Consider the following 25,405-nt stretch of genomic DNA (forward strand, 5'->3'; position numbering starts at 1 on the left):
GAGCCCGTGAGCCACGAGCTGATCGATGGCAGGTTCCGCATCGGACAGGTCATCGGCAAGGGCAACATGGGGGAGGTTCACCGGGCCGAGGACCTCCAGGCCCCCGAGGGCAGCCCCGAACGCATGGTCGCGGTGAAGACGATCCTGCGACGCCGGACGGGCGCGCTGATCGACACCGGTGCGGACACCAAGGCGGTCGAGCGCTTCGCCCGCGAGGTCCGCATCATGCGTCGTCTCGAACACCCGAACCTGACCCGGCTCATCGCCGGCGGCGTCAGCGAGGACGGTGGACTGCCGTACCTGGCGATGGAGTTCCTGGACGGCGAGACGCTGCGCGACCTCATCGAGGAGGAACGTCAGCTGCCCATCTCCTGGGTGGCCGCCGTCGGCGCACAGATAGCCGACGGCCTCGCCACGGCACACGCCGCCGATGTGGTGCACCGCGACCTGAAGCCCGCGAACGTCATGCTGACCCGAGGCGGGACCGTGAAGGTCCTCGACTTCGGCATGGGCCGCATCGTCGACGATCCGGACGAGGCACGGCTCACCAGCACGGGTGTCAGCGTCGGCACCGCCCGCTACATGGCTCCCGAGCAGTTCCAGGCCCGGCAGGTCACTCAGGCAGCCGACCTGTACGCGTTGGGCTGTGTGCTGTACGAGATGCTCGTCGGCGTACCGCCCTTCACCAGCGAGTCGCCGTACGAACTCGCGCGCAAACACCTCGAGGCCGAACCGACGCCCCTCGCCGTCATCCGCAGCGAGATACCCGCCGAACTGATCCGCCTCGTCGGACGGCTGCTGGCGAAGGACCCGGCGGACCGTCCGGCCGACGCAGCCGAAGTCCGTGACACGCTGCTCCCGTTGGCCGTGCAGGACGGGGACACGGCTCGGCTCCCCCACTGGAGTGCCCTCGACCCGACGCGGCCCCTGCGCACGACCGGTACCCGCACGACCACAACCGCCTCCGCCCCCGCCCCGCGGCCGGCCCCGGTCACCGCCTCCGGCACGGCGATGGACGTGTTCGGCGTGCACCGCGCACTCATCAAGGACTACCGCTCCTTCACCGAGGGTGGCACGGTGATCCGCGACGACCGCATCGCCGCCTTCGTGGAGAAGGACCTCGACGACAAGTCCCAGTGGCCCGACCCGTGGCTGTCGCTCAACCCGTTCTTCCAGAGCGGCGGGACGGTCGCGGAACTGGTCGGCGAGAAGGTCCTGCACCCGGAGTGCGCCCGCATCTTCCAGGCGGGCAAGACGGAAGGCGGCACGGTCCCGGACGGCCGGCCGCTCACCCTGCACCGGCATCAGCGAGAGGCGATCGAGGCCGCCGACCGCGGTGCCTCGTACGTGCTGACGACCGGCACCGGTTCCGGCAAGTCGCTCTCCTACATCGTCCCGATCGTCAACCGGGTGCTGCACGAGCGGGACGCCGAAGGTCCCACGGCACTGAAGCGGGTGCGCGCCATCATCGTGTATCCGATGAACGCGCTCGCCAACAGCCAGCTCAAGGAACTGGAGAAGTACCTTCGGGACGGCTACGGCCCGGGCCGCGAACCGGTCACCTTCGCCCGCTACACGGGCCAGGAGGACGACGAGAAGCGCAAGGAGATCCGCGACAACCCGCCGGACATCCTGCTCACCAACTACGTGATGCTGGAACTGATGCTCACCCGGCCCGCCGACCGGGCCAGCCTCATCAGGATGGCGAAGGGCCTGGAGTTCCTGGTCTTCGACGAACTGCACACCTATCGCGGCCGGCAGGGCGCCGACGTGGCCCTGCTGATCCGCCGGGTCCGCGAGGCCTGCCAGGCACCGCACGTGCAGTGCATCGGCACCTCGGCCACCATGTCGACCGAAGGCACCGTCGAGGACCAGAAGAAGGTCGTCGCCGGTGTGGCGAGCACGCTGTTCGGTACGCCCGTCAGTTCGGAGCACGTCATCGGCGAGACGCTGGTTCGCGCGACGGAGGAGGCGCCCGACGCCGTTCCCGCCGAACGCCTGACCTCGCCGGCCTCGCCCCGCGCGTACGACGAGCTGGTGCGCGACCCGCTGGCCCGCTGGATCGAGACGCGCTTCGGCCTGGCCACGGACGAGGCGACGGGCCGGCTGGTGCGTCGGCAGCCCACGAAGATCGAGGTCGCGGCGCGTGAGCTGGCCGAGCAGTCGGGCGTCCCCAAGGACGACTGTGTGAAGGCCATCGAGGCGACCCTGGAGGCCGGTTCGCAGGCCAGGCATCCGGTCACGGACCGCCCCCTGTTCGCGTTCAGGCTGCACCAGTTCCTCTCCAAGGGCGACACCGTGTACGTCACCCTGGAGGACAAGCTCTCCCGCCACCTCACCCGCTCCTACCAGCTGGAACAGCCGGGCAGCGGCGGCAAGGTGCTGATGCCGCTCGCGTTCTGTCGGGAGTGCGGCCAGGAGTATCTGACGGTCTGGCGCACCGAGAAGGACGGCGAGGTCCGCTACGAGGCCCGCCGGGACACCTCCGCCACGGGCGGGCGCCAGGGCGACGGCTACCTCTACATCGACCACGAGCGGGCCTGGCCGTCCAGCGTCCAGTACGCCGTCGACGACCGCCGGCTGCCGGAGTCCTGGCTGGAGCTGGACGACAAGGGTCAGGAGATCGTCAAGAAGGCGTTCCGCGACCGGGTGCCGCGCGCCGTGACGGTCGACCCGCGCGGCTACGAGGGCCGCGGCGAGTTGCACGCCGCGTTCATCCCGTCGCCGTTCCTGTTCTGCCTGCACTGCGGTGTGGCGTACGAGCAGACGCGCGGCCGGGACTTCGCGAAACTGGCGACCCTGGACCAGGAGGGCCGCTCCTCCGCCACCTCGCTCATCTCCGCATCGGTGGTGCGGTCCCTGAAGTCCGTGCCGGAGGAGGCGCTGGACAAGGAGGCCCGCAAGCTCCTCACGTTCGTGGACAACCGCCAGGACGCCTCCCTCCAGGCCGGCCATTTCAACGACTTCGTGCAGATCACCCAGCTGCGCGGGGCCCTGTACCGGGCCGCTCTGGACGCGGGCGAAGACGGCCTCCACCACGAGGAACTGGCCTCCGCGGTGACGAACGCGCTCGCGATCGAGCCCGCCGACTACACGGGCGACGGCGACCTGCCGCCGTCGCTCGCCAAGGCCGCGGCCAAGACGCTGCGCGACGTGATCGCCTTCCGGCTCTACCTCGACCTGGAGCGCGGCTGGCGCATCACCATGCCCAACTTGGAGCAGACGGGTCTGCTCGAGATCGACTACGAGGACCTGCGATGGCTCGCGGACAAGCAGGACCGCTGGGATCACACCCACGCCGCGCTGCGGGACGCCGATCCGGCGCTGCGGACGGAGATCATGAAGGCGCTGCTCAACGAGATGCGCCGCTCCCTGGCCATCGACGTGTCGTACTTCCGTGACGACTTCGACTCGTTGCAGCGGGCGAGCGAGGAGCGGCTGGTGGACCCGTGGGTGCTGTCGGCCTCCGACCGGCCGCGCGTCGGCACGGCCTATCCCCATCCGTCCCGCCCCGGTCTGGACCGGTCGGCTCTGTTCCTGTCCGCCCGCGGCAAGTTCGGCAAGTACCTGAAGCGCGCCGACACGTCGTTCAAGGCTCTCCCCCTCGAAGACCTGCAGCTCGTCATCGAGGAGCTGTTGAAGGTCCTGGCCAAGGCGGGCCTGGTGAAGGAGGTTTCGGAGGCCCCGCAGCGAGCGGGGCGCTACCGCAGGCCCAGTACACCGTCCGCGACGGGCTACCGGGTGGCCGCCCAGTCGCTGATCTGGCGTGCGGGCAAGGGCGAGACGGGCACGCACGACCCGTTGACGCGCACCTATCAGAGCGGCGACGGTCCACGGGTGAACACCTTCTTCCGCGACCTGTACAAGGAGGCGGCGAGCGCGCTGTCCGGCCTGTTCGCGCGCGAGCACACCGCGCAGGTGGCTCCGGAGGAGCGGGAGCGGCGCGAGGAGGCTTTCCGCAAGGCGGAGTTGAAGCTGCTGTACTGCTCGCCGACGATGGAGCTGGGCGTCGACATCTCCTCCCTCAACGCGGTGATGATGCGCAACGTGCCGCCCACGCCCGCGAACTACGCGCAGCGCTCCGGCCGTGCGGGCCGCAGCGGCCAGCCTGCGCTGGTGACGACGTACTGCGCGACGGGCAACAGCCACGACCAGTACTACTTCCGCCGTTCGGAGCGGATGGTGGCGGGCGCGGTGGCACCGCCGCGTCTGGACCTCGCCAACGAGGACCTGGTCCTCTCTCACCTCCAGGGCATATGGATCGCGGAGGCGGGCCTGAAGCTGGGCCGCGCGATACCCGAGGTCCTCGACGTGTCCTACCCGGACACCGGCGACCGCCCGAACCCCGCGCTGGAGCTTCAGCCCGACATCCTCGCGGCCTCCCTGGACGAGAGCGCGCAACACCGCACGGTGGACGCGGCGCTGCGGGTGCTCGGGCCGCTGCTGCCCGACTTCGCCGAGACCACGTGGTGGCACGACGACTGGGTCCAGGACCGGGTACGGACGGTTCCGGAGCGGTTCGACCGGGCCTTCGACCGGTGGCGGCAGCTGTTCCGCGCCGCACTCGACGACCAGTACATCCAGAACAAGCGGCGCCTGGACTACAGCCTCACCGAGGGCGACCGCAACCGGGCCAACACCCGCCGCCGCGAGGCGGAGACGCAGCTGAACCTGCTGATGAACGAGAGCGTCGACAGCAAGTCGGTCCTGTCCGACTTCAACCCGTACCGCTATCTCGCCTCCGAGGGTTTCCTGCCCGGCTACAGCTTCCCCCGCCTGCCGCTGGCCGCGTACATCCCCACGGTCGGCCGCCGCCGCGGCGAGGGAGACTACCTCCAGCGGCCCCGCTTCCTCGCCATCCGCGAGTTCGGGCCCGGCGCGCTCATCTACCACGAGGGCGCCCGCTACCAGGTGACCCGTATCCAGCTGCCGCCGGACTCCTCCGGCGACCTGGCGACCAGCGAGGCGCGCCGCTGCGCGCACTGCGGCTACCACCACGATCCGGAGGAGCGCCAGGACCGCTGCGAGATGTGCGGGGAGCCGCTGGGCGCGGCGACCTACGGCCTGCTGCAGCTGCACACCGTGTACACCACGCGGCGGGAGCGGATCTCCTCCGACGAGGAGGAGCGGCGCCGCGCCGGCTTCAGGCTGGAGACGTCCTACCGCTTCCAGGACCACGGAACCCGCAGGGGCCGTCTCGACGCGTCGGTCTCCGACACCTCGGGCGCGCCGATCGCCGACCTGGCGTACGGCGACTCGGCGACCGTGCGCATCACCAACATCGGCCGGGTGCGGGCCAAGCGGGACGAGCCGCCGGGTTACTGGCTCGACCTGGCCGACGGCCGCTGGATGAACGACAAGGACGCCGCCGAGGCGTCCGGCGACTCCAGCGAGCTGCCGGTGGTCGACGAGGACGGCAAGGAGCGGCGCCGCAAGAAGCGGGTCATCCCGTACGTGGAGGACCGCCGCAACATCCTCGTCGTCACCCTCGACGAGCCGCTGGACGAGCCGGTGGCGCTGTCCCTCATGTACGCGCTCGAGCGGGGCATCGAGGCCGCGTTCGAGCTGGAGGACGCCGAGCTGACCGGCGAACTGCTGCCGCCGGAGGACGGACCGCGGGGCCGGATCCTGTTCACGGAGGCCGCCGAGGGCGGCGCGGGTGTGCTGCGCCGCCTCCAGGCGGAGCAGGACGCCCTGGCGAAGGCGGCCCAGTACGCCCTGTCGATCTGCCACTTCGACGAGAACGGCACCGACCTGGGCGGCCCGCACCCCGACCGGCCGTGCGCGCTCGGCTGCTACGAGTGCCTGCTGACGTACGGCAACCAGCTCAACCACGCCCTCATCAACCGCCACGCGGCACGGGACCTGCTGATGCGGCTCGCCTCGGCGACGGCGCGGCGCGACCCGCGCGGCGAGTCCCGTTCGGAGCAGTACCGGCGGCTGCTCGACGAGGACCCTGCCGAGCCCACGGCCGTCGAGGCGTCGGCCGCCGAACTGGCCGCGCAGGGTGACTTCCTGGGCTGGGCAAAGGCCCGCGGTCTGCGCCTGCCGGACGAGAAGGACGTCTTCCTGCGGGAGGCGAACGCCGGCCCGGACTTCGTGTACCGCCTGCCGGGGGTGAAAGTCGCGGTCTTCGTCGACACCCCGGACAAGGAGCGGAACACGCTGCGGGACGAGGACGCCGAGGACCGCCTGTTCGACGCGAGCTGGGAGGTCGTCCGCTTCCCGCACGACGGCGACTGGGACGCCATCGCGGCGGCCCACGCCCGCTACTTCGGCACGCCCTCCACCAACTGATCCCGTATCGCAAGGACTTGGCTACGTACATGGCACTCACGTACTCCGTCGGCTCTCTGGTGACGGCCCGCGGCCGCGAATGGGTGGTCCTCCCCGAGAGCGAGCCCGACCTGCTGGTGCTGCGCCCGCTGGGCGGCTCCGACGACGACATCGCCGCCGTGTTCCCGGCGTTCGAAGAGGTGAAGGGCGCCGAGTTCGCTCCTCCGGAGCCCGGCGACCTCGGCGACCAGCGCGCGGCGGGCCTGCTGCGCACGGCACTTCGGGTCGGCTTCCGCTCCGGCGCGGGCCCGTTCCGCTCGCTGGCCGGCATCGCGGTGGAACCCCGCGCGTACCAGCTCGTACCGCTCCTGATGGCCCTGCGGCAGAAGACGGTCCGCATGCTGATCTCCGACGACGTCGGCATCGGCAAGACGATCGAGGCGGGCCTGATCGCGAGCGAACTCCTCGCGCAGGGCGAGGCGACCGGCCTGGCAGTGCTGTGTTCCCCGGCGCTGGCCGAGCAGTGGCAGCAGGAGCTGCGTACCAAGTTCGCCATCGACGCGGAGCTGGTCCTCGCCTCTACCGTGTCCCGCCTCGAACGGGGCCTGGACCTGGGCCAGTCCTTGTTCGACAAGTACCCGAACGTCGTCGTCTCCACGGACTTCATCAAGTCCACGCGCCACCGTGACGACTTCGTACGCCACTGTCCCGACCTGGTGATCGTGGACGAGGCACACACTTGTGTGGCCGCCGACGACACGTCTGCGAGCGCCCAGAACCAGCTCCGCTACGAACTGCTGCGCCGGGTCGCGGAGGATGCCACCCGCCACCTGATCCTGGTGACGGCGACGCCGCACAGCGGCAAGGAGTCGGCGTTCCGTAATCTGCTGGGCCTGGTCAAGCCCGAACTGGCGTCCGTGGACCTGGAGACGGACGCGGGCAGGAGGCTCCTGGCCCAGCACTTCGTGGCGCGCAAGCGGGCCGACGTACGCCAGTACCTCACCAAGGAGGACGGCCTCGGCGACGACTCGCTCGCCGAGCGCACCGCGTTCCCCTCCGACCGCTACTTCAAGGACGAGACGTACAAGCTGTCGCCGGAGTACCGGGCGCTGCTGGATGACGCGATCGCGTACGCGAGTGAGCGCGTGGAGGCGGCCGACAGCCGGGGTCGGCGGGAGGCGCGGATCGCCTGGTGGTCGGCGATCGCCCTGCTGCGCTCGCTGGTGTCGTCGCCCCGGGCCGCCGCCCAGACGCTGCGTACGCGCTCCGCGGCGGCGGTGGCGGCATCGGCGGAGGAGGCCGACCGGCTCGGCGCCCCGCTGACCAGTGACGCGGCGGACAGCGACGCGCTGGAAGGCATGGACGTGGCGCCGGGTGCGGAGACGGAGGAGAACGCCGGCTCGCGGCTGGCCGAACTCGCCCGGCGGGCTGAGCAGTTGGAGGGACCGGACGGGGACCTCAAGCTCAAGGCGCTCATCAAGCATCTCAAGGCGTTGCTGGCCGACGGCCACAACCCCATCGTCTTCTGCCGCTACATCCCCACCGCCGAGTACCTGGCGGAGCAGTTGGGCAACACGAACGCAGACGGTAACAAGAAGCGCGGCCCGCTCGGTGCGAAGGCCGTGGTCAAGGCGGTGACGGGCACGCTGTCCCCGCAGCAGCGCGTGGAGCGCATCGAGCAGCTGGCGGCGGAGGCGGGCGAGGACGCCGCCGCGCGCCGGGTCCTGATCGCCACGGACTGCCTGTCCGAGGGCGTGAACCTCCAGCACCACTTCGACGCAGTCGTCCACTACGACCTGGCCTGGAACCCGACCCGCCACGACCAGCGGGAGGGCCGCGTCGACCGCTACGGCCAGAAGCGGGACCAGGTCCGCGTCATCACCCTGTACGGCGAGGACAACGGCATCGACGGCAAGGTGCTGGAGGTGCTGATCAAGAAGCACCGGCAGATCAAGAAGGACCTCGGCATCTCCGTCTCCGTTCCGGACGAGATGTCCACGGGAGTGACGGACGCGATCGTCGAGTGGCTGCTGCTGCGCGGCCGGCAGGGCGAACAGGAAGCGCTGTTCGAGTCGGACGCCTTCCAGCAGAGCTTCGCGGACCTGGAGAAGGACTGGAACTCGGCGGCGGAGCGCGAGAAGGCGTCGCGGTCGCGGTTCGCGCAGCGGTCCATCCACCCCGAGGAGGTGGCCCGCGAGGTGGCGTCGATCAGGGAGGCGCTGGGCGGCGCGGGTGAGATCCACACCTTCGTACGGGAGTCGCTGGCGGCCCTGAACGCGGTGATCCGGGACAGCGGCGAGGACTTCACGGCCGAGGTCGGCGGCACGCCGGCGGGACTCCGGGATGCCCTGGCCGCGGTGGTGGGTGCGGACACGATCGAGAAGGACCGTCCGATCCCGTTCCGCAGCGATCCGGCGATCGGGCGCGGCGAGGCGGCTCTGGTGCGCACCGACCCGGTGGTCGGCGCTCTCGCCGCGCACGTCCTGAACGCCGCCCTGGACACCCAGGCGGATGGTGCACGCCCGGCGCGCCGCTGCGGCGTCATCACGACGGACGCGGTGGCGACGCGCACGACGCTTCTGCTGGTCCGCTACCGGTTCCATCTGACCTTGCCGTCGCGGAGCGGCGAGAAGCAGCTGGTCGCAGAGGACGCGCGGCTGCTGGCCTTCCAGGGTTCCCCGAAGAACGCGGTGTGGCTGCCGCAGGAGGAGGCGGTGGCGCTGCTGGAGGCGACGGCGTCGGACAACACGGACGCGCACTTCGGCGAGCGCACGATGACCCGGATCCTGGGGCAGCTGGACGAGGTGTCCTCGCACTTGGAGGCATACGGCGAGGAGCTGGCCGCCGAGCTGGACGCGTCCCACCGCCGAGTGCGCGCCGCGTCCGGTGAGATCGTCCGCGGCTTGTCCGTCACCGCGCAGAAGCCCGCCGACGTCCTCGGCGCGTACGTCTACCTGCCCGCCACCCCCGCTGATTCCGCTGCTGGTTCCCCCGCTTCCGCTGGAGTGTCCGCCTGATGTCCGCCACCACCCGCAACCAGGTGTTCTCCGCCGTCCACACGGTCGGCGCGCTGCTCCCGGCCGACATGCTGGTCCGGATCTCCGAGGGCAAGGACGTGCCGGGCTCGAAGCCCGCCGACTACGGCCTGCCGTCCTCCCGTTCGGTCCGGGACGAGGCCGAGCGCAGCTGGGAGTACCTCAAGCCGCTCTGGCGCGACCTGCGCAAGCGTCTGCCGGAGGACCCGGACACGGGTCTCCCGGCCGCCGACCCGACGGGCGTCGCAGACACCGACTGGCTGGCGCCGCTGTGGCGGGAGCTGGGCTTCGGCCGGCTGACGGCGCTGGGAACGACGGGCGTGACGGCCGACTCGGATGCGGAGAAGACCTTCCAGGTCTCGCACCGCTGGCGGCACGTGCTGATCCACCAGACGCCGTGGAACGCCAACCTGGACAAGCGCCCGGGCGGCGCGGGCACGGTCCCGCCGCAGTCGATGCTTCAGGAGTGCCTGAACCGGACGGAGGCCCACCTGTGGGGCGTCCTGACGAACGGGCGCCAGGTGCGGTTGCTGCGGGACTCCAGCGCGCTGGCCACGGCGTCGTACGTCGAGTTCGACCTTGAGGCGATCTTCGACGGCGAGCTGTTCAGCGAGTTCGTGCTGCTGTACCGGCTGCTGCACGTGTCGCGGTTCGAGGTCGCGGAGGACGCGGCGCCGTCGGCGTGCTGGCTGGAGAAGTGGCGGACGGAGGCAATCGCGTCTGGGACGCGGGCGCTGGACCAGCTCCGCAAGGGCGTGCAGACGGCGATCACGACGCTGGGCACGGGCTTCCTGAAACACCCGGACAACCGAGAGCTGCGGGAGGAGCTGGACGTCAAGACGTTCCACTACGCGCTGCTGCGCCTGGTGTACCGGTTGCTGTTCCTGTTCGTGGCGGAGGACCGGGAGGTCCTGCTGTCGCCGTCGGCGGATGAGAGGTCCAAGGAACGGTACGCGGCGTACTTCTCGTCGGCCCGGCTGCGTCGGCACGCCCAGCGACGCCGGGGCACGGCTCATGGGGACCTGTACCGGGCTCTGCGCTTCGTGCTGTCGGGGCTCGGCAACGACGACGGCCTCCCGGAGCTGGGTCTGCCGGGCCTGGGCGGCATCTTCGACGACACGGAGGCGGACAAGGTCCTGCACGGGCTGTCGCTGTCGAATGAGCCTCTGCTGAAGGCGGTGCGGGCGCTATCGATCGTGCGGGACACCGACTCGCGGCGGAACCGGGTGGTGGACTACCGCCACCTGGACGCCGAGGAGTTGGGTTCGATCTACGAGTCGCTGCTGGAGCTGGTCCCGAAGCACAACGCGACTGAGCGCACCTTTGAGTTGGTGGAGCTGGCGGGTAATGCGCGTAAGACGACGGGGTCGTACTACACGCCGTCTTCGCTCATCGAGTGCCTGCTCGATTCGGCGCTGGACCCGGTGATCGACGACGCGGTCAAGCGCGGCGAGATCCGAGCGACGCGTTCGGGCCAGCCGGACGCCGGCCCGGCAATCGTCGAGGAGCTGCTGAACCTGACGGTGTGCGACCCGGCGTGCGGGTCCGGCCACTTCCTGGTGGCTGCGGCGCGTCGTATCGCGAAGCGGGTTGCGGCGGTGCGGGAGCAGAACCCGGAGCCGACGATCGATGCGGTGCGGCATGCGTTGCATGAGGTCGTCGCACGGTGCGTCTACGGCGTGGACCTCAACCCGATGGCGGTTGAGCTGGCCAAGGTGTCGTTGTGGCTGGAGGCCCTGGAGCCGGGCAAGCCGCTGGGCTTCCTCGACGCGCACATCAAGCACGGCAACGCACTTATTGGGGCGACGCCGGCTCTGCTGGCCAAGGGCATCCCGGACGACGCGTTCAAGCCGATCGAGGGCGACGACAAGAAGATCGCGGCGGCGATTAGGAAGCGGAACGCCGCCGAGCGGGGCGGGCAGCTCAGCTTCCACACCGAGGAACGCATCTGGGTGTCGAACGCTGCCTTTGCCGAGAGCCTGCGCGAGATCACCGGGGCCCGCGCCGACACCCTCCGGGATGTCCGCCTCCAGTCCAGCCGCTTCCGGGAGCTGGAGCAGTCGGCGGACTACCTCCGCGCGATGCACATTGCCGATGCCTGGTGCGCGGCCTTCGTGTGGCCGAAATGGCCAGGGGCGCCTACGCCGGTGACGGAGGGGGTGTTCCGCGACCTTCAGAGCCCGGGGGCTGGGATACCTGTCAGCACGAATGAGGAGATCATCCGGCTGGCGGGGCGGTACAGGTTCTTCCACTGGCATTTGGAGTTCCCCGAGGTCTTCCAGGTCTCCGAGACGGCAGAGCCTGAAACGGACTCCTCCACGGGGTGGACTGGTGGCTTCTCCTGCGTGCTGGGCAACCCGCCGTGGGAACGCATCAAGCTCCAGGAGCAGGAGTTCTTCGCTCAGCGCGACGCAGCCATCGCAACGGCACCGAACGCGGCAGCCCGCAAGAAACTCATCGCAGTTCTGGTGAAGACAAATCCTGAGTTGCACCAGGAATTTATCTCTGCCAAACGCCAGGCGGAAGGCGAGAGTCAAATCTTGCGCAGCTCTCAGCGATATCCCCTCACCGGCCGAGGCGACATCAACACATATGCGGTCTTTGTAGAGACCAATCGGTCGCTACTGGACATGACAGGACGTCTCGGAATGATTGTGCCGACCGGCATTGTGAGCGATGCAACGACGGCTCCCTTCATTCGGGATGTTATTGATTCTCACCAACTCGTGCACGTTCTCGGGTTCCGCAACAATCGTGGACTCTTCAGAAATGTGGGCCACGGAGATGTTAGGTTCTGCTTGATTTCAATCAGCGGCCGTGCCGTAAGACAACGGACAGTCAGGTTCGCCTTCGACCTCGGGCTACCCAGCGAACTTGACGACGCCGGCAGGACCTTCGAGCTTTCTCCGGAGGAAATTGCACTAGTTAATCCAAACACTGGAAGCTGCCCCGTATTCAAGACGAGCCGAGATGCTGATATTACCCTTGGCATCTACCGGCGCGTGCCTGTTTTGATCAAGGAGTCCAATGCGAATGGCCATGAGGGCGGCAACCCCTGGGGCCTAACCTTCATGCGCATGTTCGACATGGCGAATGATTCTGGACTCTTCCGCACTCGCGAGGAACTAATAGGCGACGGATGGGCTCTTACCAGCAACACCTTCACCCGCAATGATCGGCGATTTGTGCCATTGTATGAAGCGAAAATGGTGCACCACTATGATCACCGATTCGGCGACTACCGCGATCGTCCCGCCGGGCGTGTAGATGCTGTCCTCCCACGGACCGCACCCGAATCCAAACAGGACGCACATTTCTCAGTACTCCCCCGCTATTGGGTTCCTGGTCACGAGGTCAAAGCCAAGCTTCACAGCAAGGGCTGGGAAAAAGAGTGGCTTCTTGGCTGGCGCGACATCTGCCGTGCCACCGATGAGCGAACAACGATCAACGCGGTAATTCCTCTCGCCGCCGTAGGTCATACTTACCCGATTTCGTTCACAGGAGCCGCTGAGAACTGCAGTCTTCTCACCGCGCAACTCTCCTCCTTTGCTCTCGATTACGCTGCTCGTCAGAAGATCGGCGGAACGCATCTCACGTACGGCTACATCATGCAACTTCCCGCGTTGACACCTACCCAGCTCGACCCTCACAAAGCATTTATCAATCCGCGGGTCCTAGAGCTCACGTACACCGCCTATGACATAGCCCCCTTTGCCAAGGACTTGGGCGACGATAGCGAACCGTTCCGATGGAACGAAGACCGTCGTGCGATCATCCGGGCGGAGCTGGACGCACTATTTTTCCACCTTTACGGTATCCAGCGTGAAGACGTCGAATACATCATGGAGACGTTCCCGATCGTCATGCAGAAAGACGTCACAAAGTATGGCACCTACCGCACCAAGGAACTAATCCTCGCCGAGTACGACCGCATGGCCGCAGCCGGAGTCAGCCTGGAGAACCCATTGGTGGACGGCGAGAACTACACCTCCACCCTGACCCCGCCCCCGGGCCACGGCCCCCGTCACCCCGCCTGACCGCCCGGCGATCGCCGCGCGCACCCAGACCACCCTCAACTGCGAGAAGCCACTTCAGGAGCGGGCAATGGACAACGAGATTCAGCTGATCAGTGACGGTGATGGACTGGCGGTCATCGGGAATGCGACGGATGTCGAACGCTTCCTCGTCTCGGAGGGACTGCCGTCGAAGGACCTCGGACTGCAACGGCTCAAGTCCGTCTTCGGCACCGGGGCTGAAGTCGCGCAGGCAGGCTCGGAGATTGCCGCCAACTCCGGTCGCTGGGTGAAGCTGACCCAGGAGTCCGCAGAGCGTGTGAAGAAGTTCGGGCTGATGGAAAGCAAGACGCCAGGCGTCAGCCATGCGATGGTGGGGAAGCCCGGCTCAATCAAGTCATGGCTCCAGATCGAAAAGGGGGCCGGCTCGTTCCTGACCAACCCGGCGCTTCTGTCTGGTGCCGCGGGGATCATGGCACAGCTCGCGATGCAGCAGACCATGGACGAGATCACCGACTATCTCGCCACGATCGACGAGAAGGTCGACGACGTGCTCCGCGCCCAGAAGGACGCTGTGTTGGCGGACATGATCGGAGTGGACCTCGTCATCGAGGAGGCCATGACCATCCGAGAGCAGGTGGGCCGGGTCTCCGAGGTCACGTGGTCGAAGGTGCAGGCCACGTCGGCGACGATCGCGCGAACCCAGGCCTACGCGTTGCGTCAACTCGACGCACTCGCGGAGAAGATGGAGCGCAAGACCAAGATCGGTGACCTCGCCACGACGGCCAAGGAAGCAGAATCCAAGGCTCAGGAGTGGCTCGCTGTTCTGGCTCGTTGCTTCCAACTGCAGGACGGGATCGCCGTGCTCGAACTCGATCGAGTGCTGGACACGACTCCGGAGGAGCTGGACCGGCATCGCCAGGGACTTCGGGCCGCCCGGCAGAACCGGCTGGATCTCATCTCGCGGAGCACTGAGCGTCTGGTGGCCCGGATGAATGCGGCCGCCGGAACGGCCAACGCGAAGGTGCTGCTGAACCCGACCAAGTCCCCGGCTGTAGTCCAGTCGAGCAACCATGTCACAACCAGCGTCCATGACTTCCACGGACGGCTCGGGATTGAGTCTGGTCGCCCGTCATCGGAGGCGAGACGATGGGTGGACGCGGCCGCAGAGGCGAGAGACAAGGCGCTCGAGACAGGAGCAAAAGGCGTCGAAGCCGCCATGAGCCTCGGCAACGAGACCCTCGACCGGGCCAGCTCGGTAACGGGCAAACTCTCCAGCGGGATCGCCGAGCGAGCGCGCCGTCTGCTCAGGGACGAGGAGAAACGCGACGCGGAAGGCTGAGAGAGCGCCGCCCGTCAGCCACGTGCGCAGCGCGTCTACACCCTCAACTGCGAAGAGCCGAGTTACGCGTCACGGTGACATGCGCCTGCGAGCCTGCCACCGTGACGCGGTGCCTTCAGGCCGCCGCCACAAAGTCCAGGAAGCGCAACCAGCCGTCTCGGCCCACGGCAAAGGGGGTGCGCATCGCATCCTTGGAGTCCCGCACATAAATGTCCTGCTCGGTGACGGCCACCTCCACGCAGTCGTCCCCCTGGCTGCCGCTGTAGCTGGACTTGAACCAAGCGAGTTCCGTCGTGTTCATAACTCTCCTCGCAGTCGCTCCAGCAGACCCCGTGAGTCTTTGGGGTTCAGGGCCTGCGAGCGCAGTGTGTCATAGCGTTGTTGGAGAAGGCTCACCTCATTTACGTCGGCGATCAAGCGGCCGTTCTGCTGTCCCTCGGAGTACGCGAACCGCCGCCCTTCGGGAGTTTCCAGAAGCCGTACAGGACCGTCCAAGCAAGCGTGCAGCCCGGCATCCAACGGCACAAGTTGCAGCGTGACATTGCGTGGTGCGCTGTGCTCCAGCACGTGGTCGAGCATGCCCCGCATCAGCGCCACGTCTCCGAACCGGCGTCGGAAGACGTGCTCCTCAACGATGAAGCTGAATGGTACGGTCGGCCGCTCGTACAGCATCTGCTGTCGCTCCAAGCGAGCGGACACCAGGGCTTCCAGCCGTTCGTCGGGCACCACCGGAATAGTGCCCTCGAACACGGCCCGCGCATATCCCTCCGACTGCAACAGCCCAGGCACCAACCGACACTCATACGTACACAGACTCACGGCCACCCGCTCCAGCCGAGCCCACCGCCGGAACCAAGTCGCCAGCCCCGCCTCACCCCTCGTCAGAAACCGAGCCGCCCTTCGCAGCGCCCCGGTGTTCCCCAGCACCTCCTCCGCCCGCTCCACGAACGACTCGTCCGGCATCCGCCGCCCCAGCTCCACCGACTCCACGGTGTGCTTCGAGAACCGCACCAGCTCGCCGAACTCGGCCCGGCTGAGCCCCGCGTTCTCCCGCAGGGCCTGGACGACCGCCCCGAAGGTCCGCAAACTGTCCGACGGGGCCGGCTCCCGTTCCGCCTCGCAGACCGTCAGCTCGTCACTCGCCCCCACGCCACCGCCCGTCATACGCGGTCACCTCCGATGCCTGCCTGCATGGCCGCCGACGGCCGTTGCCGTCGTCCCCGCACTGGACAACACCCAGAGTGACCGGAGGTTTCGGGTACCGTCCACGGAATGCGCCCGTACGCTGACGCAGCGTACGGGCCGTACCCCTGGATCACGCTCCCGCGCGCCCGCCACCGTGGCCCCATGAACGCGACCACACCTCAGCTCCGCTCCCCTCTGCGCACCTTCGCGCAGCAGCTGTCGTCCACGCGCCGCGGAGCCCGACTCGCCCGCCTGCTCACCTACGAGCAGCTGCGCTCCTGGGAGGTGTCCGCCACCGTCACCGAGCGTGCCGAGCAGATCGTCGCCGAGCTGGCCGCGAACGCCGTCCTGCACGGCCGCGTCCAAGGCCGCGACTTCCGCCTCACACTCACCCTCGGCCACCCGTCCGCCGACGTCGTCGTCCTCCGCATCGCCGTCACCGACGCCCGGGGTGACCAACTGCCCGCCACGTCGACGGACTTCGAGACGCCACCGGACGCCGAAACGGGCCGTGGTCTCCTGCTCGTCACCGCCCTGGCCAACCGATGGGGCACCGAGCCGTATCCGCCCGGCGGCAAGACCGTATGGGCAGAGGTGGACATCACCGTCCCCGGTCGGCCACCAGCCACCGAACCGTGAACCACACCAGTCCGGCCGCCCGGTGCGCGGACGGCCTGTACGTTCACACACTGCCCCCGGCTGTCACCCGCGGAGCGCCACGCACTGGCGGAGCAGCGGTTCCAGGTGCAGCTGGGTGCCTTCACGGTCGAACACCTGGAGGGCGTCGAGGCAGGTGACGATCCAGCGGGCCTCGTCCTCGTCCTCGATCCGGACCGCCACGGCGGTCACCGCACTCTCCAGATCGAACGAGCCGTCCTCGAACTCGTCGTCAAGGGCCCGGTACCCGGTCGCGACCAGCGGGTCCGCATACACACCGGTCGCCTCGGCGAAGGCGCGTGCCTCAGCCCGGTCCGTGCGCAGGCCGGCCAGGCGGCGCAACACCTCATCGGGATCGCCCAGTTCGGTGTGCAGGCGGTGCGCTCGGCCGACCATGAGCGGCCAGCCGCTGGTCAGCTCATGGAGGCGGTCCAGCCGGTCCTCCGTGTGGAACATCTCGACGCGCTGGGCCCAGCCGCGCAGGCTGCGGCGATCATGGCGGCGCAGCACGACAGGGGCGGCCGAGGTGGGTTCCGTGCCCGTCAGCAGGGTGCGCCACAGGGCCAGCTGGGTGGGGTCGGTGACCAGGACGGCCGCGCGGGTAACCCCCGGGGTGGTGGGCAGCAGCGTCTCGGCCAAGTCGACGGCTTCCCGGCAGGTCTCGGGCCGCACCGGGTAGCGGGCGAAGTCGCTGATGACGACGCGCCGTTCACGGGGACGTCCGCCCATGAGTTCCTGCTTGTAGACGCTGGGCTTGCCGACGGGCGGCAGCTTCCAGTCAGCGATGCGTCCGGCGACCGTACGCAGGGTGTCACCGACATCGGTGACACCGGTGGCGGAGGTGCCGAGGACGACTCTCGTCTGGTTGCATCGCTCGCCGAGAAGATCGTCCAGCTGGGTGATGGTGAGTGGAGCCGGCCGACCGTCGGGCAGCTCGGGACGGCCCTCCTGCACGATGCTCTCCTGGAGTTCGCAGTCCTGTTCGGCCCTGAGCAGGCGGGCGTCCACCTCGTGGGAGGTGCCGATCATGCGCAGGGCGTTCGGGCCGCGCAGATGCCAGCCCTGGCCGTCGTGATTGGGAGCGAGGATCCCGAGGCCCACCATCTCGGAGAGATAGGCGCGGAAGCCCTCGGTGTCGAGCTGTTCGAAGCCCTTGCGCCAGAACGTCTCGCACTCCTCGCGCAGTTCGGCGTCGCTCAGCCGTACCTCCAGGCCGTGGTGGCGGGCGTGGTACGCCAGCACGTTGGCAATCACGTCGTAGCGGTGGTCGAGGCTCAACGTGTCCTTGAAAGCGGCCGAGATACTGTCCCTGAGCCCGGCGTCCGACTCCACGATCTCGATGTCGGCGAGCTCCACCGGGTACGAGGGTCCCTCGGCTCCGCGTCGCACTCGCTTGCGGTGCATCAGTTCGACCAGCCGGTGACCGAACATCTGGAGCAGGAACGGCTGGTAGGAACAGTAGCCGAGCACCCGGTTCACGAGGTCCATGTCTTGGAACTCGAAGCCGAGTGCCCGCATCGGCTCGACCAGTAGTTCAGCGGCGAACTGGGGAGCGAGCGGGCCGATCACCTTTGGGGTCTGCGCGAGGTGGCCGAACGGCCCGTTGCTCGCGAGCTTGGAGAACCGCTGCACGGAGTGCAGCCCGGCGAAGACGACCTTGGCGCGGTCCTGCGTGTCGTCTCCGAGGCCCTTTAGCTTCTTCGTCTGGTTGAAGCGGGGCGCGTCCGCCTCGAAGAACTGGTCGCACTCGTCGAGCAGGATCAGCAGTCGGCGGCGCGAGTCTCCGTCGAGCCAGGCCCTGATGTTGGCGCGCACCCGTTCGGAGGTGTCCTTCTGCGACCTGCGGCCCTGAGGCCGGCCCAGTACCTGCGCCTCGGCCAGTTTCCTGTCCAGGACGCTCCAGAGCGCTTCCGGTCCCAGCGAACTGCCCTTGCCGATGTTCTCCTGGTCGAGGTTCACATACACCGCGTGGTGGTAGCCGGAGCGTTGCTCCCTGAACCGTTCCCCAGCGTCGGCGAGCAGTGCTGACTTGCCCAGGCCGCGGCCGCCGAAGATGACCTGTGTGCCGTGCCGGTCGATGATGCTCTTGCGTTCGGCGTCACGGCCGTAGAACATCTCCCCGCCGATCCGGCCGCGCTTCTCCCTGATGTACGGGTTGACGCCGGAGAACGGCAGCAGGGTCTGCGTGGCCGTGCTGACCTGCCGGTTGCCGCGGGCCGCGAGATAGGCGAGGGCGGCATCGTCCACGACCAGCAGCGGCTGCAAGCCACTGGAGCCTACGGCGAGTTCGACACGTGACTCGCGGCTGAGGGTGCCGAAGTAGGCAACGAGAAGACTCGCCCCGCTGGTGTCGGGCTCCGCTAGGCTCATGACGACCTTGGCGGGCGGACGGCCCCAGACCATCAGCACCCGCAGGGTGCCGCCCTGCTCTTTGATCTGCGAGCCGAAAGCGGGTGCCTTGGCCCTGCCGTTGATCTCCACCTCAGTCAGCTCGAACAAGCGGTGCTCGCGTCGGCGATGCGACCGCTCGTCCAGGGGCCTTGCACTCTTGGCGTCGTAGCCGAGCAGCTTGAGGGCCGGAAGCAGCTGCCGTTTTGCGGACACGAGGAGCCGGTCCTTCGGCTCAGTCGCGGCCAGCTCCCGCCACTCGTCGAGGGCGTCGGCCGCCAGTGCAGCCTCGTCGGTGGAGAGGGCGCCGTAGTCCAAAACCGGGAGCATCGAGTGCTTGCCGCCGGACCGGACGAGGTCGACGAGGCCGCGGTCGATGCCCCCCGGCAGGCCGTCGGGCACGGCCGGGAAGAACTCGGTCAGGTGGGACTCGCCGGTCTCGATCTCCGGAACGGGTTCGCCGATCTCCAGGAAGTAGACGAGGTCGGCGGCGGTGGCCAGGCCACCGGTGTCCAGGTGCCGCAGGACCTGGGCGCGCTCGTCCGCGGTGAGGTCCAAGGCGTCAAGCCGGGCCCGGATCCGGTCGGCCGCCTGTTCCCGGAAGGCGGGCAGGTCGCTGCGTACGGTGTCGAGCGCCCGCCGTACGTCCATCAGGTCGTGGGTGTCGGTGCCATCGAGCCAGCCGCGGGCGTCGGCCAGCAGCTCTTGAAGGCGCAGGTCCTGGTCGTCGGTCACGGCGCCATCGGCCTGCGCGCGGTGCAACTCGGCGACAAGTCCGTCGTGTTCCTGGCGCAGCTCCGTGCGCCTAGCGGCCTCCAAATCCTCGATCTCGGCGAGTGCAGGCTGGGTGAACATCCCGGGCTGCGCGGCGGGCAGCATCCCTCGTTCGGCCAGCTCAACGATGGTACGGGCGGCGGCGAAGGCGTCGTGGGCGAGCCGCTCGGCGAAGGCGTCCTGCCAGCTCCGGTCGACCGCTGTGAGGAGCCGGTCGAACGACGGCTGCTCGTCACGGGTGTCGCACACCTTCAGCAATTCCACGTCCAGCAGGAATTCGGGGGCAATGGAACCGCCGGGGCGCGTGGTCACCGCGGTGTCACCAGCCAGAAGAGCGAACAGCTCCTCCATCGAGGCCCGTGCCGCCCATGCCGTCGCCGCGGCGAGGGCGCCCGAGCGCCGTGCCAGCTGCTCCAGTTCGCCCAGTACTGCCTCCCTGCCGTCCAGCAGGGACTGGCGCAGAGCCGAGATCTCCTTGACCGCCCGGTTGCCGTCGAACCGGTCGCCGCGACGGATGCCGTCGACCGCCAGGGACCATTCTTTCACCAGGCCGACGGCTCGCTCCACGAGATGCACCAGGTCCTGCCGCCCGGAGCCCTGGAGCGGTTTGCCGCTGGACGAGCGGTGCTTGCGGTCCATGCGGTCGATCTCGTTGTTGATCTCGTTCAGTTTCGACAGGCGTTCGGCCTGCTCCCGCGCCTGCGCTACCGCGTCGCGGTTATCGCGAACCACGGTCGTGAGCAGCGTTCCGAGCATCCCGTCTTCGGGGGCCAGCCATCGCTTGGCAATCTCCGTCGCCCGCGCGAATCGCAGCCTCGGCGGCGCGAGCAGGGCACGGCATTGCTCGCGCAGCTCCCTCAGCCGGGCCTCCGTCTCGGAGACGTCGGCGATGACGACGAGCGGGGAGGCGATCATCAATGCACCGCTGAGGGCACGGTCGGCCACGGCGGTCGCCGCCTCCCCGAGCCGGTACGGCAGCCGCGGCGCCAGAGCCTTGAGCTGAGCGCCCGCCAGGTGATCGCCGGTGATCAGCGCCGTCCGCAGCAGGGCGGGCAGCAGGAGGAGTTCGCTGCCCTCCGCGTCACGGCCCGCGTATCCGCCGTACTGCCGGAGCAGGTCCGTGGTCAGCCGGACGCCCTGGCTGTCACCGGCGGTGAGTTGCGCGGCGGCACCGGCCAGGCGGAGCACCGCCACCTGCGGCTCGGGCCAGCCGGCGGCCTTCGCCACATGGTGGGCGAGTCCGAAGCGCCGTTCCACGACGAGCTGCGCCAGGGCCCGCTCGGCGGCGGCCTCGTCTGTGTCCTCGCTCTCGTACGCGGACGTGGCCGAGCCGAGGTCCGCGGGCGTTTCCGGTGCTGGTGCATCCTCGCCGCGCGGTGCGACGGAAGTGAGCGTGAGTGCGGGCGCCGAGTTCGACGCGGCCGGGGAGCCGGCGTCCGCGTCCGCGGGTCGTGCCGGGTCGCTATCGGCGGGTGTCGCGGCCTGTGCGTCGTCGGCGCGGACCGGTTCTGAGGCCGTCGTCCGGGCAGGTGCGGTGGCGTCCGGTTCAGCGAAGGAGTGGAGCGCGGACCCTTCTGCGTGGTGATCTACGGTCTCCCCCGCCGGGCTGCCATCTATCGGCTCGGCCGACTGTGCGGCACCGTCTTCCACGGTCGTTGTGCAGCCAGCGGGCAAGGTGATGCCCGCCGTGTCGTCGTCGGTGCCGTCCGCCTCGGCCTCGACGTGTCCGCGGTCGGCGCCCTGCGGCTGGGCCAACGTCAGCTCGGGGGCCATGACCACGGCCATGGCACAGGCGGGCAGCACCCGCACGACCTGCTCCTGCAGAGCCAGGATCTCCGTCGCGGCGTCCGTCTGCCGCCCGAGGCGGATGAGCCGCGCCAAGGCGCCGAGCGCAGCGCTCTCCTGCCGTTGCGTCTGCTCCCACGCCGGTGCGTCCAGCAAGCGGCGGGCCGCGCCGCGCACGGCTTCAGCAGCAGGGGCGGCGGGGCTGTCCGGACGGCATGCGACGTCCAGCAGTTCTCGCAGCGTCTCGCGTGCCTCGAGATCACGTTCGAGTGCCGCGCGGTGCACCTGTGCGGCGTGCGTCATGTCCTCAAGGCGGCGGCGCACTCCCTCGATCCCTGCAGCACGGAACACCGCTTGGGCGCTCTCGAAGACAGAGCCCAGTGCGGTCAGCGCAACCAGGTCCTCATCCTGCGGAGGGCGGCCGTCCGCGACCGCACCGCTCACGCCCTCCGCGGCTCGCCGGGCCACCGCAAGGGCCGACTCCAGCTGTTGGCAGGCGGCCTCCGGATCCGTCAGCTTCTCGGTCCGAGCGTCTTCGGGCGCCGGCGCGGGCATGTCGTTCGAGGCAGCAAGGCCCGCTGCGGCGTTCTCAGGTGCGGGGGCGTTCGTGGTCTGCCCATCGGCGACGGCAGCGCGCTCATACTTCCCGTCGGCCACGGCTGGCCGCTCGTGGTCTTCCGATACCCCGGGCGCGAAGCCCGGGTTCGCCCCCACAACGGACCGCGCCGCGTCACCGACAGCGGCGAGCCATGCCGTCTCCTTCTCGTCAGCCGCCGCGAACCAGTCCTGGTCGGCCGCCCAAGCGAGGACATAGGCGTCGGCGACGGAGGCGTTGCACCACGCGAACACCGCGGCCCGAACCAGCGTCGCACCCCACCGGGAAACCGGGTCGGGCACCGTCTCGCCGTCTTGCGCGAAGACGAACCTGCCCACCTGGTTCATCACGGTGACGGTGAGGTCCCTGACGCCGCAGGTGCAGGTGTGCTGCCGTGACTCCCGGCGCAGCCTGGCGAGGACGTCCTGGCACAGGGCACTGCCCGCCCGTCGAGGGGCTGCCATGCGGATTCCGAGGCTGCCGAGCAACTCCTGCCGGTCCTTGGGCTTCAGTGAGTTGAAGGCGAGTTCCACCATGCCGACCGTGAGGTCACTCAGGGCTGCGGCAGCCGGGTGTTCCAGGGCGTTGAGCGCGGCGGCCAGGGCTTCAAGGCCCTCGACCGAGACGCTCGGCGGGGACAAGGGCGGCCCCGTCACGACGCGGTAGCGGTCCTGCATGTACACCTACTCCATTCGTGTGGCTGGTTTGCGAGATCGGCTCACTCAACGCCGAGGAGACTTGAAGAGGGACGAGAAGAGACGAACGAGACAAGGGCCGATGAGCTGGAGGGCGAGCGGGATTGCGGATCAGCGGCCGCGCGTGTGCTCGGTGACGAACGTGTACCCTTCGGGCAGTTCCCAGCCGTCCGCCTTGCCGAGCCTGCGGCAATGCTCTCGAAAGGCCGCTCGCTGAGCTTCGCTGGGCGAGCAACCCGGCCGCAGACGGCGCAGATGGCCGGGGACGAACTGGACGCCGCGCAGCCCACCGCCGCCCGGTTCTGTGCCGCCCCATGGGCGTATCACCCGCCGTTGAGCAGGACAGTAGCCGATGAGGGGGATGGTCGGCTCCCCGGCGCGTGCCGGGAAGTGCGGCTGGCCCCAGGGGTCGCGGCTACCGAAGGCCGGCTCCAGCAGCCGTTCGGCGAGCAGTTCCACGACGGCCGATTCCAGGGCTGCTGCCTGCGACCGTGCCGGCCTGCGTCCGTAGACCGCGCTCGGCAGGACCGAACGGTCCAGGAGAGCGTGGCCGTCCAGGGTGAGCAACCCGCAACGGCGCACCGTGCGCATCACCAGTTGCCGCGGGCCGAGCCCGACTGCCGTGTCACCGTGGCGGTCACTGCCCGGAGCGTCCTCCCTCGTGAGAACACGGGGATCGAAGCAGTGCCCGATCACACGATCGCCGACCTGCACCGGTTCTTCGAGCCGAATCGTGGCCGCGCGAACCACCAGGCCGCCGCGGAGCCACCGCAGCTCAAGCATCAGTCCCGGGAAGAAGTCGCAGGGCCAGGCGACTCCGGTCAGCCGACCGGTGCCGTCACCGAGTTCGGCGGCGACGTCGTGAACCATCGCGCGCCCATCCAACGCCGGGCCCGAGTGGTCAAGTTCCAGGCGTGCCGTGCAGCGTCGGCCGTACAGCCGGCGAAGTTCCCGCGCGACCTCCGAGTGCAGAGGAAGCCAGCCATTGATGAGATGGGCCAGCCGCAGGGGCAACCGCCAAACGATCTCCTGCGCGTCGGTCCGCAGGAGCTCGCTGGGGCCGAGGGCGGTATCGTCGGCGAGGGGCAGGTCGACCGGATCCACATCCGCTTCCGGCTGCCGCTGCGGTTCTGCGTCCGGCTCCGGTTCTGGCTCCGGTGGCGCACAAGTCGTGGACTTCCACCCGCGTCCGGCCGGGACCAAGGGCTCTCTGAGGGTTTCCGCATCACCGGGATGATGGGACCGCCATACGCCTCCGCCCTCGAAGGCGTCATCGAGCGTGATCCGGGAACCGTTCTCGAACAGGCCATGATCGCTGTCACGTTGGACGACGTCGGCGAGCGCCACATTCGCGCGGCACACCGCTGCGGCGTACCCCACTCCCCTTAGCAGTTCGGTTGCCCCGGGGAACCCGCGAAGCCGCGGTCCGACCGCTGTGTACACAGAGACCGGAGTGGTGAGGCCATAGCGCCGCCTCGCCGGGGTGGCCGCGTGTTCCACCGCTGCCGCGAGGGACCTCAAGTCATCGCCGCCCAGCGGTCCAGTGTCGCGCCAGCAGTCCGCGAGCGAGGTCCGGGCCATGGCGTAGTGACGCCATGTGCGCAGCGCGTCGCTGGAGTTGAGGACCCCCCGCACCGTGTCGAGGAGACCGAGTAGACCCGTCCGCAGATCGTCGTCGCGTGTGCCGCCCACCAGTTCGGCGAGGGAAACGGGAACAAAGGGACTGAGCAACTGCTCCCGGGCCGTTGTCATGAGGTAATCCGCATAGGCCGTCAGGTCGTCGCTCCGGGCCGCATCCCGAGACGGATAGGAGACGTCGACGACGACATGGCCGTCGCTGTTGATCCAGCGCTGGCGTGTGCGTAAGCGGTGGAGCTGGGCCGGTGACAGGCTCAGGCCCGGTCCGAAGGCGTGGAAATCCGGGACCAGGAGCTCCCTTCGCCGGGGAGCGGCACTGCTCCCCGGCCTGCCCGGCCCCTCGGCGCCGGCAGGAGCCCCCGACACCCAGGCCGGTACGTCACCGAGGACGCCCACCTCCGGGTGTGCGCCCTCCCGGTAGACGATCTCAGCGTAGAGCGGGTCCGACCCGGTGGCGACGCACACCATGGCACCGACCGGGAGCACAGGAGCGCACTCACCGAAGGTGATCATGGGGAAGTCGTCGAGACGCAGCGGGCTGCCGCCATAGCCGTCGCCGCCGAGTTCGTAACCGAAATACACGGCGTTGAATGCGACGGTGGTGTGCACCGGCGCCCGGCGGACCGAGACAACCGCTTCGAGATAGCGCAGTAGCCGATCCCGTTCCGGTTCGGGTACGGCGTCGTAGCCCCTTGTCATGACAGAGGTCAGCAGGGCCCGGTCGCCATACGGGTCAGGCACCTCCGAACCGTCGCGACGCATCAATGACGCCTGCGGCTCCCGACGCTCGCCGACCGCTGCCGATACATAAGGGTCCCCACCCATGACACCTCCGCCGCACTACAGGCCGCCCCAGCCCGACGTGCGGTAATTCCCGCAGACTATGCCTACGCGCGGCATTCCGGCAGTACTTCGTCACTTCACGATTGGTTGGCAGCGGCTGACGCTCAATGCATTCCACGTGCCGCATCACATCGCGCTCACACTGGAGAGTACGGCGGTCCTGTTGACACCGTCAACGA

General features: G+C 68.8%; 9 protein-coding genes. 5 read left to right on the plus strand and 4 right to left on the minus strand.

The window, feature by feature from the left end:
* Positions 1-6 precede the first annotated feature (6 nt).
* From SY2F82_RS20270 to SY2F82_RS20285, 4 genes are all read left to right on the plus strand, one after another.
* Positions 7-6,297, plus strand: coding sequence for a protein kinase (locus SY2F82_RS20270; protein ID WP_200420505.1), 6,291 nt, complete (start codon positions 7-9; stop codon positions 6,295-6,297).
* 29 nt (positions 6,298-6,326) lie between these two features.
* Positions 6,327-9,293 (plus strand): DEAD/DEAH box helicase, encoded by a 2,967-nt coding sequence (locus SY2F82_RS20275; protein ID WP_200420506.1) that lies wholly within the window; start codon positions 6,327-6,329, stop codon positions 9,291-9,293.
* A complete protein-coding gene (locus SY2F82_RS20280; protein WP_200420507.1) occupies positions 9,293-13,348 on the plus strand; it encodes an Eco57I restriction-modification methylase domain-containing protein in 4,056 nt (1,351 codons plus the stop codon). Before SY2F82_RS20275 ends, SY2F82_RS20280 begins: the two co-directional genes overlap by 1 nt.
* 67 nt (positions 13,349-13,415) lie before the next feature.
* Positions 13,416-14,666, plus strand: coding sequence for a hypothetical protein (locus SY2F82_RS20285; RefSeq protein WP_200420508.1), 1,251 nt, complete (start codon positions 13,416-13,418; stop codon positions 14,664-14,666).
* Between the two features lie 115 nt (positions 14,667-14,781).
* Here the strand turns inward: SY2F82_RS20285 and SY2F82_RS20290 are convergent, their stop codons facing one another.
* Positions 14,782-14,967, minus strand: a complete 186-nt coding sequence (locus SY2F82_RS20290) for a DUF397 domain-containing protein (RefSeq protein ID WP_200420509.1) — start codon at positions 14,965-14,967, stop codon at positions 14,782-14,784.
* Positions 14,964-15,830 carry a helix-turn-helix transcriptional regulator gene (locus tag SY2F82_RS20295; protein ID WP_200420510.1) on the minus strand — a complete coding sequence of 289 codons (867 nt, stop codon included), beginning with the start codon at positions 15,828-15,830 and terminating at the stop codon, positions 14,964-14,966. The genes SY2F82_RS20290 and SY2F82_RS20295 overlap by 4 nt, the downstream gene beginning before the upstream one ends.
* Before the next feature lie 183 nt (positions 15,831-16,013).
* On the opposite strand from SY2F82_RS20295, the gene SY2F82_RS20300 reads away from it, so the two are divergent.
* Complete coding sequence (locus SY2F82_RS20300) at positions 16,014-16,490, plus strand: ATP-binding protein (RefSeq protein WP_200420511.1); 477 nt, start codon at positions 16,014-16,016, stop codon at positions 16,488-16,490.
* Positions 16,491-16,553: 63 nt separating this feature from the next.
* On the opposite strand, the gene SY2F82_RS20305 is transcribed toward SY2F82_RS20300, so the two are convergent.
* A complete protein-coding gene (locus tag SY2F82_RS20305) occupies positions 16,554-22,727 on the minus strand; it encodes a hypothetical protein (protein WP_200420512.1) in 6,174 nt (2,057 codons plus the stop codon).
* Positions 22,728-22,856: 129 nt separating this feature from the next.
* Entirely contained in the window at positions 22,857-25,124 is a 2,268-nt protein-coding gene (locus tag SY2F82_RS20310; protein WP_236041638.1) for a hypothetical protein, read from the minus strand.
* Between the last annotated feature and the right edge of the window lie 281 nt (positions 25,125-25,405).

It is taken from the genome of Streptomyces sp. Y2F8-2 (assembly GCF_014905555.1).
Classification (GTDB): domain Bacteria; phylum Actinomycetota; class Actinomycetes; order Streptomycetales; family Streptomycetaceae; genus Streptomyces; species Streptomyces cynarae.

Bases quoted from the DNA above. Each gene is read 5' to 3' on its own strand.
- SY2F82_RS20275 (WP_200420506.1), top strand. From the start codon at position 6,327: ATGGCACTCACGTACTCCGTCGGCTCTCTGGTGACGGCCCGCGGCCGC.
- SY2F82_RS20280 (WP_200420507.1), top strand. From the start codon at position 9,293: ATGTCCGCCACCACCCGCAACCAGGTGTTCTCCGCCGTCCACACGGTC.
- SY2F82_RS20285 (WP_200420508.1), top strand. From the start codon at position 13,416: ATGGACAACGAGATTCAGCTGATCAGTGACGGTGATGGACTGGCGGTC.
- SY2F82_RS20290 (WP_200420509.1), bottom strand. From the start codon at position 14,967: ATGAACACGACGGAACTCGCTTGGTTCAAGTCCAGCTACAGCGGCAGC.
- SY2F82_RS20295 (WP_200420510.1), bottom strand. From the start codon at position 15,830: ATGACGGGCGGTGGCGTGGGGGCGAGTGACGAGCTGACGGTCTGCGAG.
- SY2F82_RS20300 (WP_200420511.1), top strand. From the start codon at position 16,014: ATGAACGCGACCACACCTCAGCTCCGCTCCCCTCTGCGCACCTTCGCG.
- SY2F82_RS20305 (WP_200420512.1), bottom strand. From the start codon at position 22,727: ATGCAGGACCGCTACCGCGTCGTGACGGGGCCGCCCTTGTCCCCGCCG.